This is a genomic window from Limnohabitans sp. TEGF005, assembly GCF_055394835.1.
This window is the reverse complement of the sequence record NZ_AP029226.1, coordinates 1,797,672-1,811,570: the sequence shown is the minus strand read 5'-3', so window position 1 is coordinate 1,811,570 and position 13,899 is coordinate 1,797,672. Positions and strand designations below refer to the sequence as shown.

16 protein-coding genes are annotated in these 13,899 nt (G+C 57.5%); 11 read left to right on the top strand and 5 right to left on the bottom strand.

The annotated features are described in order from the left end of the window. Positions 1 to 49: 49 nt before the first annotated feature. From ACZ5RG_RS08710 to ACZ5RG_RS08700, 3 genes are all read right to left on the bottom strand, one after another. On the bottom strand, positions 50 to 760 hold the full coding sequence (locus ACZ5RG_RS08710; RefSeq protein ID WP_464446845.1) for a tripartite tricarboxylate transporter substrate-binding protein: 711 nt from the start codon (positions 758 to 760) through the stop codon (positions 50 to 52). Between the two features lie 248 nt (positions 761 to 1,008). Further along, a complete protein-coding gene (locus tag ACZ5RG_RS08705; RefSeq protein ID WP_464446844.1) occupies positions 1,009 to 2,616 on the bottom strand; it encodes a sensor histidine kinase in 1,608 nt (535 codons plus the stop codon). Beyond that, positions 2,597 to 3,262: a response regulator gene (locus tag ACZ5RG_RS08700; protein WP_312259630.1), complete on the bottom strand. Its 666-nt coding sequence runs from the start codon at positions 3,260 to 3,262 to the stop codon at positions 2,597 to 2,599. Before ACZ5RG_RS08700 ends, ACZ5RG_RS08705 begins: the two co-directional genes overlap by 20 nt. A gap of 116 nt (positions 3,263 to 3,378) precedes the next feature. Here ACZ5RG_RS08700 and ACZ5RG_RS08695 point away from each other — a divergent pair, with 116 nt between their 5' ends. The 9 genes from ACZ5RG_RS08695 to ACZ5RG_RS08655 all read left to right on the top strand — a co-directional run bounded on the left by ACZ5RG_RS08695 (position 3,379) and on the right by ACZ5RG_RS08655 (position 11,434). Continuing rightward, a complete protein-coding gene (locus tag ACZ5RG_RS08695) occupies positions 3,379 to 4,377 on the top strand; it encodes a Bug family tripartite tricarboxylate transporter substrate binding protein (protein ID WP_464446843.1) in 999 nt (332 codons plus the stop codon). Positions 4,378 to 4,473: 96 nt separating this feature from the next. Continuing rightward, positions 4,474 to 5,166, top strand: coding sequence for a TetR/AcrR family transcriptional regulator (locus tag ACZ5RG_RS08690; RefSeq protein WP_464446842.1), 693 nt, complete (start codon positions 4,474 to 4,476; stop codon positions 5,164 to 5,166). A 99-nt stretch (positions 5,167 to 5,265) separates the two neighbouring features. After that, positions 5,266 to 5,802, top strand: coding sequence for a TRAP transporter small permease (locus ACZ5RG_RS08685; RefSeq protein WP_464446841.1), 537 nt, complete (start codon positions 5,266 to 5,268; stop codon positions 5,800 to 5,802). A gap of 16 nt (positions 5,803 to 5,818) precedes the next feature. Beyond that, on the top strand, positions 5,819 to 7,096 hold the full coding sequence (locus ACZ5RG_RS08680) for a TRAP transporter large permease subunit (RefSeq protein WP_464446840.1): 1,278 nt from the start codon (positions 5,819 to 5,821) through the stop codon (positions 7,094 to 7,096). A 92-nt stretch (positions 7,097 to 7,188) separates the two neighbouring features. Beyond that, on the top strand, positions 7,189 to 8,220 hold the full coding sequence (locus ACZ5RG_RS08675; protein ID WP_464446839.1) for a TRAP transporter substrate-binding protein: 1,032 nt from the start codon (positions 7,189 to 7,191) through the stop codon (positions 8,218 to 8,220). 65 nt (positions 8,221 to 8,285) lie between these two features. Continuing rightward, on the top strand, positions 8,286 to 8,726 hold the full coding sequence (gene aroQ / locus ACZ5RG_RS08670) for a type II 3-dehydroquinate dehydratase (protein ID WP_464446838.1): 441 nt from the start codon (positions 8,286 to 8,288) through the stop codon (positions 8,724 to 8,726). A 66-nt stretch (positions 8,727 to 8,792) separates the two neighbouring features. Beyond that, the gene (locus tag ACZ5RG_RS08665) at positions 8,793 to 9,626 is read left to right on the top strand and encodes a shikimate dehydrogenase family protein (RefSeq protein ID WP_464446837.1); all 834 of its coding nucleotides are present in this window, start codon (positions 8,793 to 8,795) and stop codon (positions 9,624 to 9,626) included. 37 nt (positions 9,627 to 9,663) lie between these two features. After that, complete coding sequence (locus ACZ5RG_RS08660) at positions 9,664 to 10,539, top strand: 4-hydroxyphenylpyruvate dioxygenase (RefSeq protein WP_298598925.1); 876 nt, start codon at positions 9,664 to 9,666, stop codon at positions 10,537 to 10,539. 13 nt (positions 10,540 to 10,552) lie between these two features. Beyond that, positions 10,553 to 11,434, top strand: coding sequence for a sugar phosphate isomerase/epimerase family protein (locus tag ACZ5RG_RS08655; protein ID WP_464446836.1), 882 nt, complete (start codon positions 10,553 to 10,555; stop codon positions 11,432 to 11,434). A 35-nt stretch (positions 11,435 to 11,469) separates the two neighbouring features. Here ACZ5RG_RS08655 and ACZ5RG_RS08650 read toward each other — a convergent pair whose 3' ends face one another. Continuing rightward, positions 11,470 to 12,516 (bottom strand): pilus assembly protein TadG-related protein, encoded by a 1,047-nt coding sequence (locus ACZ5RG_RS08650; protein WP_464446835.1) that lies wholly within the window; start codon positions 12,514 to 12,516, stop codon positions 11,470 to 11,472. Next, positions 12,516 to 12,983: a TadE/TadG family type IV pilus assembly protein gene (locus ACZ5RG_RS08645; RefSeq protein WP_464446834.1), complete on the bottom strand. Its 468-nt coding sequence runs from the start codon at positions 12,981 to 12,983 to the stop codon at positions 12,516 to 12,518. The genes ACZ5RG_RS08650 and ACZ5RG_RS08645 overlap by 1 nt, the downstream gene beginning before the upstream one ends. A 317-nt stretch (positions 12,984 to 13,300) precedes the next feature. Between ACZ5RG_RS08645 and ACZ5RG_RS08640 the strand changes: the two genes are divergently transcribed. Together ACZ5RG_RS08640 and ACZ5RG_RS08635 are read left to right on the top strand one after the other, a co-directional pair. Continuing rightward, positions 13,301 to 13,483: a Flp family type IVb pilin gene (locus ACZ5RG_RS08640; RefSeq protein WP_315136234.1), complete on the top strand. Its 183-nt coding sequence runs from the start codon at positions 13,301 to 13,303 to the stop codon at positions 13,481 to 13,483. Positions 13,484 to 13,701: 218 nt separating this feature from the next. Then, positions 13,702 to 13,884: a Flp family type IVb pilin gene (locus ACZ5RG_RS08635; protein ID WP_464446833.1), complete on the top strand. Its 183-nt coding sequence runs from the start codon at positions 13,702 to 13,704 to the stop codon at positions 13,882 to 13,884. Positions 13,885 to 13,899: the final 15 nt, after the last annotated feature.

The following is a 13,899-nucleotide window of genomic DNA, read 5'->3' as shown; positions in this document are numbered from 1 at the left end:
TTCGAAAATAAAAACGTCTCTGCGGCAAATATAACCACAGTGAAGGGATTTACCGCAGCAGCCCAAAGTCTTGGGCCAACTGTTGGTATTCCTTTGTTTGGTGCTGGATCAGTTGCTCCAGTGCGGCACCCGTGAGTGCTGTTTTCTGCAGGCCTGCACGCGTGAGCAATTGTTCGAATTTCGGGTTAGCTGTGGCGCGTGACAGTGCCTCGCCCCATTCTTTTCGCTCGCCTTCGTTCACGTCAGGCCCCAGATAAACGCCTCGCAAAATAGGCCAACGGATGTCGTAGCCCTGCTCTTTGGCTGTGGGCACTTGCGACCAACGACCGGGCAGACGTGTGTCTGCCAGCACGGCCAAAATCCTGACTTTGGCACCCTGATCGACTTGCTGCCCCACTTCTGCGGCATCTCCTGCGAGAACCTGGACATGCCCACCACTGAGTGCAGAAAGGGCTTCACCACCGCCCTCAAAAGCCACAAATCGCATGGTCTTGTGGCTGATGCCCGCAGCGCGGGCGAGCAAGGCGGCTTTGAACCAGTCTTGGCTGCCAATGGAGCCGCCGGCTCCAAAAATCATGTTTTGTGGTGCCTCATTCAGTGCGGCCACCAGTTGTGCCAAATTTTTGTAGGGGGCATTTTGGCGTACCGCGATCACGCCGTAGTCCATGCCAACGCTGTAGAGCCAGCGTACGTTAGCAGCGGTGTAGGGCCCAAAGCGACCCTGTGCAAGGTTGAGCAGGGAGCCTGATGAAAATGCCACGACGGTTGTGCCATCGGCCGGGTTTTGTGTCACCACGTTTTTGAACGTTAAGGCACCAATTCCTCCGGGTTGGTATGTGATGCTGAGGGGAGATCGCGTCACACCGCTGGCCTGCAGGCTGTCTCTTAGCAATTGACAAGTCAGGTCAAAGCCTCCGCCAGGCTTGGCGGGTGCGATGCATCTGGCATTTTTGGCGGGTCCGGCCTGTGCCAAAGCTGCCGAGAGAGTCAACAAAAGAATGAAGCGTTTTATGGGCATGGCCACTCCAGGGTGACGGTGTGACTGGGGCCCGGTGTTGGGGGCTGGGATTGCAAGCGGCCACCATGGCGTGTCATCACCGAATAGGCAATGGCGAGCCCCAGCCCCGAACCTCGGCTGCTTTGGCTTTTGACAAATCGTTGCCCTATCCGGTTGATAACTTCTCTTGGCATTCCCGGGCCATCGTCGCTGACTTGTAGCCATTGCACTGGTTGTGCGATGCCGGCTTTCAGGGTCACTGTGCCTTGTGGTTTGCCGTGTTCGATGGCGTTGTGGGTGATGTTCAGCCAGGCTTGTTCCAGCAGATGACGGTCGCCTTGGGCGAACAAAGCCGTGTCGGGCATGTCAACGCCCAAATCGATGCGCTTGGCGCGCGCGAGTGGCAAAAGGGCCATGGCCACGGCCCTTGCCAGTTGGCTCAGATCAACGGTTTCGTATTGTGCGATGCCGGCTTTCAGGGTCACTGTGCCTTGTGGTTTGCCGTGTTCGATGGCGTTGTGGGTGATGTTCAGCCAGGCTTGTTCCAGCAGATGACGGTCGCCTTGGGCGAACAAAGCCGTGTCGGGCATGTCAACGCCCAAATCGATGCGCTTGGCGCGCGCGAGTGGCAAAAGGGCCATGGCCACGGCCCTTGCCAGTTGGCTCAGATCAACGGTTTCGTATTCAATTCGACTGGCATCGCTTTGACCCAGTGTGAGCAACTGGTTGGTTGCACGGATGGCATGGGTGAGTTCGTCTGATAAGGCTTGTATGGCAGCTTTTTGTCGGTCTGGCTGGCTTTCACGCAGCGTGTAATCCACCTGCGTTTTAAGAACAGACAAGGGCGTGCGCAGCTGATGAGATGCATCGTCAATGAAGCTTCTGCGCTCAGCCATCAGGTCTTGCGTGCGGGCCAACTGCTGGTTCACGGCGTCAACTAGCGGTCGCAGATCGTGTGGCAACCCGTCCGTCGGCAGTGCGCGCAAGTCATCGACCTGGCGTGCCCTTGTTTGTGCTGCAAGTCGTGTCAACGGGCGCAGGGCCAGAGTCAGACCCAAGATCACGGCCAGGCTCATGGCGAGCCATAACCAAAAATCACGCCATGCGGCCCGGCGCATCAGGTCTGCCGTGAACCGTTCTCTGGATGCGGTGCTTTCCGCCACTTGAATGACCAGCTGCCCGCCCTTTGCGCTGGCTGGCTCCAACGGGCGCGAGAATGCCCCGATGCGGACCGTTTCTCCGAAATAGACCGCATCGTAAAAAACGGGTTGGCCTGTCTGGAGTGGCACGGGCGGCTGAGGCAGGTCGGGGTTGCCGATTTCAACCAAGCCATCGGCCGTGGCCACCCGGAAATACACATTCCCGGTTGCTGTGAGCTGGAAGAACTCAAACAGGCGGTAAGGCAGTTCGACTGACAACCCGCCCGATGCGGTGGAGGTGTTGAGATCCAGCGATTTGATGGCGCCCAGCAAGGAACGGTCGTAAGCGGCATTGCCCGAGTTGAGCGCGTCGGTGTGCGTAAACCACAAGCTGGTTGCAGTCACCAGGGCCATGGTGGGAAGCAGCAGGGCCAAAAGCCTGAACTTGATGCTGGCTTGCTCAAGCTTTTTCCAAGACATAGCCTAAACCCCGGTAGGTTTGTATGCACACGCCACTGCCTTCCAGTCGCTTGCGCAAGCGGTGCATGAGGACATCGATGGCGCTGGATTGCACATCGTCTTCATCCTTGAAAATGCGGTCCAAAATTTGTTGGCGAGACAAAGGTTCGCCGCTGCGCTGAATCAACAGCCGCAGCAGGCTGTGTTCGCGTGGAGACAATGACAGGTGTTCTTCGCCAAGCGAGAACAGTCGGCTGATCGCGTCGTAAGTGAGTGGCCCCAGGCTCATCCGGGGGTGTTCGTTGCCTCTCGCTCGGCGGATCAATGCACTCAGCCGGGCTTCCAGTTCGGCCATTGCAAACGGTTTGGCCAGAAAATCGTCGGCGCCCTTGTTCAGGCTGTTGACACGGTCAAGCAGCGAGTCCCGCGCCGTCAGAATGAGCACTGGCAGTCGCAAATCCTTGGCCCTCAGGCTTTGCAGAATGTCCTGACCCGATCGACCAGGCAGGCCCAGGTCCAGGATCAAACCATCGTAGTCGTGGTCGATCAGTGCGCGCTCCACCAGACGGCCATCAGTCAGCCAGTCCACCCGGTAGTCACTTTGCGCCAAGGCTTTGCTCAGCCATTCGCCCAAGGCATGTTCGTCTTCTGCCAACAAAATTTTCATGCCTCAGATTATGGCGGGACGCAGCGTGGCGTCGGAAGCCTGCGTTGATAGGCAATTGAGAGGTGGTGCGTGGCACGATAAAGAACTTCATTTTTTAAAAACACAGGAGATATGACATGACCCATGCCCATTTCAACCGCCGGGATTTTTTGGCGACCGGTGCCGCCTCTGCCGCAGGACTGTGGCTGCCGCAGTCGCATGCACAGTCGGCTTGGCCAGCGAAGCCTTTGCGCTTGGTGGTGCCGTTTGCCACAGGTGGCAGCTCCGAAATCGTCGCCCGCGCTGTGGCGGGTGAACTGGGCAAAACCATTGGGCAAAGTGTGTTCGTTGACAACAAGCCGGGAGCTGCCGGCAATATCGCGATGCAGGAAGTGGCCAACAGCACGGACGAGCACACCCTGATCCTGGGGCACATCGGCACACTGGCCGTTAACCCTTACATTTTCCCTAAATTGCCTTACGACGCCAACCGTGACTTTGCCCCGCTGACCTTGGTGGCGAAGGTGCCCAGCCTGTATGTGGTGCACCCCGACCTGCCGGTCAAGAACCTCAAAGAGTTTGTCGCTTATGCCAAGGCCAAACCTGGCCAGCTCAATTACGGCTCCGCAGGCAATGGCAGTGCCGGGCATCTGGCGTTCGAGTACCTCAAGATGGCCAGCGAAACCTTCGTGTTGCACGTGCCTTACCGGGGAACAGGCCCCATGCTGACCGACTTGATGGCCGGTCGACTGCATGCGGCCTCTGTCGGAGCCCCTGCACTGATGGCGTTCATCAAGGCGGGAAAATTGCGCTGCATTGCTACAGGCACTTCGCAGCGTTTGCCACAGTTGCCCGATGTGCCCACTGTGGCCGAACAGGGTTTCAAGGGCTTTGAGATGACCCAGTGGTATGGCCTAATGGCCCCCTCAAAGTGGCCCAAAGCCAACTTGGCCCGCATCGAGGCCGAGTCGATCAAGGCGGCACGCAGTTCATTGGTCAAAGAAAAACTCGCCCATGAAACGGCCGTGGCGGTTGGCAATTCTGGCGCTGAGTTCGATGCATTCATCAAGACCGAGCAGACCCGCTGGAAGCAAGTGATTGCACGCGCCCAGATCAAACCCGAAGGGATGGGTTGAACGAACTCAGCGATTGAGGTCCAGAGAAAGCAGGGCCCCGGATCATCAGGGCAAGCCCTGATGATCCGGGGCCTGCAGGCCACCTATACTTGTCCAATGAACCAGTTGGTACATTTTAAAAAATCCAAAGCAACCGAGCCCGAGGTGCCCAGAGAGACCGGGCGCACCAACGACCCGGCGCGCACCATGGCGGAGATCCTCACGGTCGCCACGCACGAGTTTGCCGACAAGGGTCTGACTGGCGCGCGCATCGACGAGATCGCAGCGGCCACGCGCAGCAGCAAGCGCATGATTTATTACTACTTCGGCAACAAGGATGGTCTGTACCTTGCCGTGCTCGAAGAAGCCTATCGGCGCATGCGAGCCATTGAGGCTGATTTGCATCTTGACGACTTGTTGCCCCTGGCCGCCTTGCGCAAGTTGGTCGAGTTCACCTATGACCATCACCGGGACAACGAAGATTTCATTCGGCTGGTGATGAACGAGAACATCCAGCGCGGCGACTATTTGCGCCAGAGCAAGAGCATCCAGGCCCTCAACAGCAACGCCATTCAGTCAGTGCGCGCGGTTTACGAGCGCGGGGTGGCGCAGGGGGTGTTCAGGCCTGGCCTCGATCCGGTGGACATTCATTCGGCCATTTCGGCGTTCACGTTTTTTAATGTGTCCAACCGGCACACCTTTGGTGTGATTTTTCAGGACCGAGCGAGCCAAGACAAAGCCCAAACCCTCAAGCGTGAGCATGTGGTGGAGTTGATTTTGCGATTTGTTGGCCATTCCGTTTCGGCATAACTGATAGCGAGTTGTTCAATTCGCGAGTTAGGGAAACCCCTTATCTCAAAAAACTAACCAGTTCGTACATTATTGGTAACCCTTTTCAGGAGATGTGTGGTGGTTCAAAAATTCATTGACGGGTTTTGCAAAGCCCTGAACGCCGTGATTGCGGTGTGTCTGGCCGTGATGGTGGTCCTGGTGTTTGGCAACGTGGTCATGCGCTACGGCTTCAACTCGGGCATCACCTTGTCCGAAGAGTTGTCGCGTTGGTTGTTTGTCTGGATGACCTTCATGGGCGCGATCGTGGCCCTGCGCGAGCATGGTCACTTGGGCACCGACATGTTGGTGGGCAAGCTGGGGCCTGCGGGCAAGAAGTTTTGCCTGGGTTTGTCTTACGTGCTTATGTTGTTCATTTGCTGGTTGCTGTTCAGCGGTGCCTACCAGCAAGCCATGATCAACCTGGACAGCACCAGTGCGGTGATGGAGGTGTCCATGGCCTGGATTTATGCCCCCGGTGTGGTGTTTGCGGTGTTGGGCGGCTTGATATTGCTGACTGAATTGCTGCGTTTGTTGACGGGGCAAATGCGTGAAGAAGACCTGGTCATGATCCAGGAATCAGAAGAGTCGCCCCACGGCGGCGCTGACAAAGCCTGAGTGACTGGAGACTGAGATGACGATTGCTATTTTTGTTTTTTCATTGATCGGTGCGATGGCCATTGGCATCCCGATCGCATTTTCTTTGCTGATCTGCGGTGTGGCCTTGATGTGGCACATGGACATGTTCGATGCCCAGATCCTCGCGCAAAACCTGCTCGAAGGCGCCAACAGCTTTCCTTTGTTGGCGGTGCCGTTTTTCATGCTGGCGGGTGAAATCATGAACGCGGGCGGTCTGTCGCGCCGCATTGTGAACTTTGCGATGGCTTGTGTCGGCCACATCAAAGGCGGTCTGGGTTATGTGACCATCATGGCGGCTGTGATCATGGCTGCCTTGTCGGGCTCGGCTGTGGCCGATGCGGCTGCGCTGGCCTCGTTGTTGTTGCCCATGATGGTGGCCGCAGGCCACGACAAAGGCCGATCGGCTGGACTGATTGCATCGGCCGGCATCATCGCCCCGGTCATTCCGCCCAGCATTGGCTTTGTGATTTTTGGCGTGGCGGGCAACGTGTCCATCTCGAAGCTCTTCATGGCCGGTATCTTTCCGGGCATCATGTTGGGCGCATCGCTTTGGATGACCTGGTGGTGGCTGGCGCGCCGCGAAGTGGTGCAAGTCCCTCCGCGCAAATCCATGGGCGAGATCATGGTGGCCATGCGCGAGGCCACTTGGGCCCTCGTGTTGCCGCTGATCGTGGTGTTCGGCCTGAAGTTTGGTGTGTTCACCCCGACCGAGGCGGCTGTGGTGGCCGCCGTGTATGCCTTGTTGATCTCGACCTTCATTTACCGTGAATTGAGCCTCAAAGACCTGTACCCCTTGTTTGTGGCCTCGGCCAAAACCAGTGCCATCGTCATGTTTTTGGTTGCAGCGGCCATGGTCTCTGCCTGGTTGATCACGGTGGCCAATTTGCCTGCCGAGTTGATCTCTTTGCTGCAACCGCTGCTCGACAGCCCCCGTCTGCTCATGTTGACCATCATGGTCATCACCATGGTGGTGGGCACGGCGCTGGACATGACACCGACCATCTTGCTCTTGACGCCCGTGCTGATGCCGGTGGTCATGGCCGCTGGCATTGACCCGGTGTATTTCGGTGTGTTGTTCATCATCAACAATGCCATCGGCTTGATCACCCCGCCTGTGGGCACGGTGCTCAATGCGGTGGCCGGTGTGGGCAAGATCAGCATGGACGAGGTGACCCGTGGGGTGATCCCGTTCATGATCGCGCAGTTCGCCATCATGTTTGCGATGGTGGCATTCCCCGCTTTGGTGATGGTGCCAGCCCGCTGGTTCTATTGATGCTTGGCCTTGTGGTCTGACCGGGTACGCCAGACGACAAGCCTTTTGATGGTGGCGTACGTCCGATTCACTTTATTTTCTGGAGACCTCTCATGAAACGTGTATTTATCAAATCCCTGATCGCAACCGTCGCATTGGCGGCTGTGGGCGTGGCATCGGCCCAAGACAAAACCATCAAGTTCGCCAACCAGAACGTAGCCGGTCACCCCATCGTGCTGGGCATGGAAAAGTTCAAGGAAATCGTCGAGAAAAACTCCGGCGGCAAGATCAAGGTCAATGTGTTCCCCGGTGGCGCTTTGGGCAGCGACCAGGCCAACGTGTCCGCCATTCAGGGCGGCACACTGGAGATGGCTTCGATGAACTCGGGCATCTTTGCTTCGCAGGTCAAGGAATTCGCCATTTTTGATTTCCCCTTCATGTTCGGCTCCGGCAAAGAAGCTGACGCCGCTGTGGACGGTGCATTCGGCAAGAAGCTGCACGCCAAGCTGGAAGACAAGGGCATCATCGGCCTGGGTTTTTATGAGCTGGGTTTCCGCAACATCACCAACAGCAAGCGCGCCATCAACAAGGTGGAAGACCTGGAAGGCCTGAAGCTGCGCGTGATCCCCAACCCGATCAACGTGGACTGGGTCAAAGCCTTGGGTGCCAACCCCACACCACTGCCATGGCCTGAGGTCTATGCCGCTTTGGAACAAAAAGCGGTTGACGGCCAGGAAAACCCTGTCGCCACCATCAACGGTGCCAAGTTGTACGAAGTGCAAAAGCACCTGGCCCTGACCGGTCACCAGTACAACCCACAGTCGGTCATCATCAGCAAGAAATTCTGGGAAAAGTTGTCGGCTGCCGAGAAAAAAATTGTGGGTGACGCGGTGACCGAGTCGGCCAAGTTCCAGCGTGAGAAAGCACGCGCCCTCGAAGCCAGCATTCTGGACAACCTCAAGAAAAACGGCATGCAAGTGTCGCAGTTGCCAGAAGCCGAAATGGCCAAGCTGCGCGACAAGATGCGCCCTGTGACCGCCAAGTACGGCGTGACCGTGGGTCAGGATCTGGTCAAGGAACTGCAAGCTGAAATCGACAAGGTGCGTTCGGCTGCCGCTGCACCCGCCAAGAAGTCGGGCAAGTAATTGCGCGGTTGAAGGCTTCGCCGCGTGTGCGGCGAAGCCTTGTTTGTCTATTTAAAGGATTTGTCATGAAAGTCTTGATGCTGCACGGCGTGAACCACAACATGTTCGGCAAACGCGATCCCAAGCAATACGGCACCATCACCTTGGATGAGATCAACACCAACTTGCAAGTGCTGGGCAAAGAACTGGGCGCCCAAGTTGAGTGCTATCAGACCAACCATGAAGGTGACATGTGCGAGCGCATTCACCAGGCTTATTTCGACCAGGTCGATGCCGTGCTGATCAACGCCGGTGCCTGGACGCACTACAGCTATGCGATTCGCGATGCGCTGGCTGTGCTGACCTGCCCCGTGGTGGAGTTGCACATGTCCAACATCCATGCGCGCGAAGAATTCCGACACAAATCGGTGTTCGCCGAGATCGTCAAAGGCCAGATCTGTGGCTTTGGCGCTGACAGCTATTTGCTGGCTTTGCGTGCAGGCGTGTCTGCCGCTCAAGCCGTTTGATGTGACAGGCCGGGGCTGGCAAATGTCCCGCGCTGCCCCAGTCTGAATGACCGAAATTTTTACCCCATGATCAACGGCAACACAGAAATCATCGCCCACATCGGCTACCCCACGCACACCTTCAAGTCGCCGATGATCTACAACCCGTACTTCGAAGAAGCGGGTATCAATGCGGTGGTGGTGCCTATGGGCTGCAAGCCCGAGAACTACCCGACGTTCCTCGAAGCGGTTTTCACGCTCGAGAACATCCGGGGCGCCCTGATCACCATGCCGCACAAAGTCACCACCGTGGCTTTGCTCGACGAAGTGACCGCCACCGTGCGTGTGGCGGGTGCTTGCAATGCGGTCAAGCGTTTGCCCGATGGCCGCTTGGTGGGTGACATGTTTGATGGCGCTGGTTTTGTGCGCGGCGTGCAGCGCAAAGGTTTTGAGCTGACCGGCAAACGCGTGCTGGTGGTGGGCACCGGCGGTGTGGGTTGCGCTATTGCGGCCTCTCTGGCGGGCGCGGGCATTGCCGCCATCAGCTTGTTCGATGTGAACACCGCTGGCTGCGACGCCTTGGCGCAGCGCCTGAAAGCCAATTACCCCCACATCGATGTGCGCACCGGCTCAAATGACCCGGTCGATCACGATCTGGTGGTGAACGCCACGCCCATGGGCATGAACGAAGGCGACCCGCTGCCCATGGACGTGTCGCGCCTGTCGCCCGACACCTTTGTGGGGGAAGTCGTGATGAAGGCTGAGACCACCGCATTTTTGGCCGCTGCGCAAGCCCGTGGCTGCCGTACGCAGGTGGGCACCGACATGTTGTATGAACAAATTCCAGCGTATCTGGAATATTTTGGTTTGCCGACCACCACCGCAGAAGTGCTGCGCCGTGGTGCCAAGTTGAGCTACTGAACCCCTTGCGTTTGAATTCCCCAGATGGAGTGCACAGATGAGCCTGAACAAAGTTGACCGCGAAGCCGTCCCTGAAATGCCCAACCGCTTGGGGCTGTCGGGCATTGAGTTCATCGAATACGCCACCAGCCGCCCGCAAGCGCTGGGCCAGGTGCTCGAAAACATGGGTTTTCGCCCTGTGGCTCGCCACCGCTCGCGTGAGGTGACCTTGTACCGTCAGGGCGACATGAACCTGGTGGTCAATGCCAACCCCGACGACGCTCGCGTGAGCGGCACTGTCGATGGCCAGCCGGTTATTTCTGCCGTGGCTTTTCGCGTGCAAGACGCACTGAAAGCGCACAACCGTTGCATGGATCTGGGGGCTTGGAGCGTGGGCAGTCACGCGCAGGCCATGGAGCTGCACATCCCCGCGATCCATGGTCCGGGCGGCAGCCGCTTTTACTTTGTCGACCGCTGGCAAGAATTCTCGATCTACGACATCGACTTCAAGCCGATTCCGACCGTTGATCCCAACCCGCCTGCACTGGCGGGCATGGGCTATTTTGGCGTCGTGCAATACATCGGTGCGGCCCGCAGCGCCGACTGGCAAACCTATTACGAACACATGTTCGATTTCAGCAGCATCCCTGACGAAGAGCGCTTTGGCATCTTGCCCAAGGGCAAGTTGATGAAAAGCCCTTGCGGCACCTTCTTGTGGCAATTGGTGGAGCCCGACATCTGGATGGATGGCGACGACAGCCCCGAGTGCCTGCAACGCATTGGCTTTGGTGTGCCGAACGTGGCAGAGGCTGTGGCCGCGCTCAAGGCGCGTGGCGTCGAGTTCGTTGAATCGACCCAGCTGCACCCCGAAGACCGCGGGGCCTTGACGCGCAACACGCTGGGTTCTGTTGCGTTTGAACTCGTCCACAAATAAGCCAGGAGCTGTTATGAACTTGCTCGACGGCTACGGCATGGACACCATCACCATGGCCGGCACCCTGGAGGCCAAGCTGGCCGCCATGAAGGGCGTAGGCTTTTCTCAGGTGATGCTGATGGCCCGTGATCTGGTCACGCACCCTGGCGGCGTCAAGGCCGCTGTGGCCGCTGTGCACGCCAGCGGCATGCGGCCCACAGGCTTTCAGGTGCTGCGCGACTTTGAAGGGCTTTCGGGCCATCTGCACAGCTACAAGCTGGACATCGCCAAGTCGATGCTGGAGATGTGCGCGGCCACAGGCAGCAAGGTCTTGCTGGCTTGCTCGTCCACCTCGCGTCATGCCACACAAGACCTGGATCTGATCGCCGCCGATCTGAAAAAGCTGGCCATGCTGGCAGTGCCACTGGGCATCAAGGTGGCTTATGAGGCGTTGTCGTGGGGCCGCACGGTCAACGAATTCCCCACCAGCTGGGATGTGGTTTGCCGCGCCGACTGCCCCAATCTGGGCATTGGTCTCGACTCCTTCCACATCTTTGCAGCCAAGACGCCGTTGGATGCGATCGAGGAACTGGACCCGTCCAAAATCTTTTTGGTGCAGCTGTCGGACTTCATGTGGCAAGAAACACCGACCTTTGAAGAGCGCATGACCACGGCCCGCACTTTCCGTGTGTTTCCGGGAGAGGGCGTGCACAGCGAACAACTGGCCGATTTGGTGCTGCGACTCGACCGCATTGGTTACCGGGGCGACTACAGCTTCGAGGTCTTCAACGACGACTACCAGCAACTGCCATTGGAAACCGTGGCCGAACGTGCCCGCAAGAGCGCGACCTGGTTGCACCAGGACGTGCTGCACAAGTCGGCACCGCTGCCGGACTGGGCGCGCCAGCGGGCTTGAGGTCTGCGCTCATCGCGCAGACAGAGACTGCCTGGCTAGCGGAACAAGCTGGGCGGAGAGACCACGCCAAAGTCAGGACCGATGCCGCCTGACGGGGGTTGTGGGCACTGCGTGCTCAGCTGGATGGTGATGGTTTTGTCCTTTTTCGAAGCGTCAACAATGCGCGCGCAGGCAAAGCTGGAAATGGGCAGGTCGGCATGTGCCGCGATGCTGGTGACCATGGGCAAAGTCACATATTCACATGACTTGTCGTTGGCGGCACTGCAGTCGTCCACTGTGTCGAATAAGGTGGTTTTTGAGCCGGGCTCGATCCAGATTTTGTCGCCGATGCTCAACTCGACCGGGTTTCTGTCTTCGACCAAATCCCTGAAGGTGTTGACATCGTTTTTATCAGTCAGCAGCGATGACCACTGAAACGTTTTGCAGGGGTCAACAGGTTTGTCATCGAAGGCCTGCAGCACCAGCAAATAGGCTTGTCCTGTCAATGGGTTGATGGTGGGCGCTGGCGGTTGGGCGCTGCTGTTCCAGTAGGTGTCGTAAACACACTGGTTGGCGACCAAGGGAAACAAGCCACCAGGTTCAATGGTGCCTGGGCTGGTCATGCCCGCGACGGCCGTGACGGACAGGGGGGTGGAAAAAATATTCCAAAGGCGTGCAAAAAAAGTGGCCACCTCGCCGTCGTTTTGCCCAGAGCCTTTGGTGAGCGTGACCTGAACGGCTGGCACATCGTTGGCTGTCGGTGTCATCGGCAGCAGTTGCAATGCCGAATTGACTTGCTTGGGGTTCCAGTAGCCCGATTGCACGGTACCGGTCGACAGCATTTTTCCATCTGCGGCATTGAATGCGATGGCGTTGAATGCCCTTGTCTCAGCGGTGGACCACTGTGGTGTGGCCGAAGTGGTGCTGCGCAAATGCCGGGCTCCCGCGAGCGCCGCGGCATCGGCGTCGTTTTGCAGTTCATTGCGAACGATCTGCACATAGGCCACGTCGATCACCAGGGCCGCAATGCTGAGAAACACCGGGATCATGAAGGCCACCAACACGGTGACTGCACCGCGTTCGGCGCGTGGGTGTGTTTTCATCATTCCCTCACCATGACTGTGGTTGATGTCAATACCAGGGGTGAACCCATGGCACTCAGCAAATTGCCCAATGCCAAACCCCTGAAGGTGTAGCTCACGCGGACGGCCAGATGCTCGGGGTTGGTTTGAACAGGAAAGTCAACCGTGATCGGGCTGGCCGCACCCAAAGTCAACAAGGCGTTGCCCGTGTAGTTCAACACGCGTGTCGAAATTTCGTTGGTGCTGACGGGTGGCACCCGCAACACAATGCCTGCACGCGCCCCTTCGCGGCTGGCGTTGGTGATCACGGCTTTGTCGTACAGCGCCATGCCGAATTCAACAATCCCCGAGACGATCAACAGCAGCAAGGGCAATAACAAACCGAATTCAACCGTGGCCGTGCCCCTTTGCGCTTGTGCCAGCTTGTGGGGGGGCGATAGAGGGCGAATGAATGATTGCCCCCGAACATCAACCATGCTTTGCGTCATTGGTGAAATCCTTTTGTCATAGACATGATGGGTTGTGGGCCGCCGGACGATTGGCTAGCCCCAATGCAAACCATATGAAAAAAGCAGATCAGGCACCGTGGTCTGTCGCACAAAAAATCAAAAAAATGAGCACGGCACGCCATAACGGTGCCCTGTGCAACAGACGGTTGCGTCAGCCGCTCATAAATTCATGACCACACAGATGCAGCAAGTGTCTGTGTTGGAGGGGCACTCTGCTTGACCATCTCTGCCATTCAAGGGCAATCACGAAGAGCGGAATCGGCACCCAATTTTTCAAATCAAAAAGGAGTTTTGTCATGAAGCATGTCATGCGCGTATTTAAGAATTTCACACACGACGAGGGTGGGGCGACGGCCATTGAATATGGCTTGCTTGCGGCACTGGTGGCCTTGGGCATTGCCGTGGGTGCAAGCGCATTGGGCGCTGAATTGGGTTTGTTTTTTGGTCGCATTGCCACACGGCTTTCTACGGCCGCATGAAATAAGAGCTTCGCCGATGTGCGTGAACCTGCCCATCTTTGCCGGTGGGTACGGTAGCTAACAGACGCGAGGCTTTCATTTTTTTAAAGTTCAAGCACGGTGATCGAAAAAACCACCGTTGCAAAGAAGGCGTCTTTGTTATTGATGAGCGCAGAGCGCCATCGCTGGCAAGTGAACGTCTCTTGAAGTTCATCAACCTTGATCTGGAGTTAGTCAATATGAAAACGCAAATCCAAAACTTTATCAACGACGAGTCGGGTGCAACGGCCATCGAATACGGCTTGCTGGCCGCTTTGGTTGCATTGGGCATTGCGGCCGGTGCCACAGCGCTGGGTACGCAATTGGGTGCACTGTTCACCCGCATCTCGACACGCCTTTCTGCTGCCGTATTTCCTGCTTGAACCGCATCAGCAGAA

What these genes read in the sequence shown, in the direction of transcription:
- ACZ5RG_RS08705 (WP_464446844.1), bottom strand. Translation starts at nt 2,616, where the DNA reads ATGTCTTGGAAAAAGCTTGAGCAAGCCAGCATCAAGTTCAGGCTTTTG.
- ACZ5RG_RS08700 (WP_312259630.1), bottom strand. Translation starts at nt 3,262, where the DNA reads ATGAAAATTTTGTTGGCAGAAGACGAACATGCCTTGGGCGAATGGCTG.
- ACZ5RG_RS08695 (WP_464446843.1), top strand. Translation starts at nt 3,379, where the DNA reads ATGACCCATGCCCATTTCAACCGCCGGGATTTTTTGGCGACCGGTGCC.
- ACZ5RG_RS08690 (WP_464446842.1), top strand. Translation starts at nt 4,474, where the DNA reads ATGAACCAGTTGGTACATTTTAAAAAATCCAAAGCAACCGAGCCCGAG.
- ACZ5RG_RS08680 (WP_464446840.1), top strand. Translation starts at nt 5,819, where the DNA reads ATGACGATTGCTATTTTTGTTTTTTCATTGATCGGTGCGATGGCCATT.
- ACZ5RG_RS08675 (WP_464446839.1), top strand. Translation starts at nt 7,189, where the DNA reads ATGAAACGTGTATTTATCAAATCCCTGATCGCAACCGTCGCATTGGCG.
- aroQ (WP_464446838.1), top strand. Translation starts at nt 8,286, where the DNA reads ATGAAAGTCTTGATGCTGCACGGCGTGAACCACAACATGTTCGGCAAA.
- ACZ5RG_RS08665 (WP_464446837.1), top strand. Translation starts at nt 8,793, where the DNA reads ATGATCAACGGCAACACAGAAATCATCGCCCACATCGGCTACCCCACG.
- ACZ5RG_RS08660 (WP_298598925.1), top strand. Translation starts at nt 9,664, where the DNA reads ATGAGCCTGAACAAAGTTGACCGCGAAGCCGTCCCTGAAATGCCCAAC.
- ACZ5RG_RS08655 (WP_464446836.1), top strand. Translation starts at nt 10,553, where the DNA reads ATGAACTTGCTCGACGGCTACGGCATGGACACCATCACCATGGCCGGC.
- ACZ5RG_RS08650 (WP_464446835.1), bottom strand. Translation starts at nt 12,516, where the DNA reads ATGAAAACACACCCACGCGCCGAACGCGGTGCAGTCACCGTGTTGGTG.
- ACZ5RG_RS08645 (WP_464446834.1), bottom strand. Translation starts at nt 12,983, where the DNA reads ATGACGCAAAGCATGGTTGATGTTCGGGGGCAATCATTCATTCGCCCT.
- ACZ5RG_RS08640 (WP_315136234.1), top strand. Translation starts at nt 13,301, where the DNA reads ATGAAGCATGTCATGCGCGTATTTAAGAATTTCACACACGACGAGGGT.
- ACZ5RG_RS08635 (WP_464446833.1), top strand. Translation starts at nt 13,702, where the DNA reads ATGAAAACGCAAATCCAAAACTTTATCAACGACGAGTCGGGTGCAACG.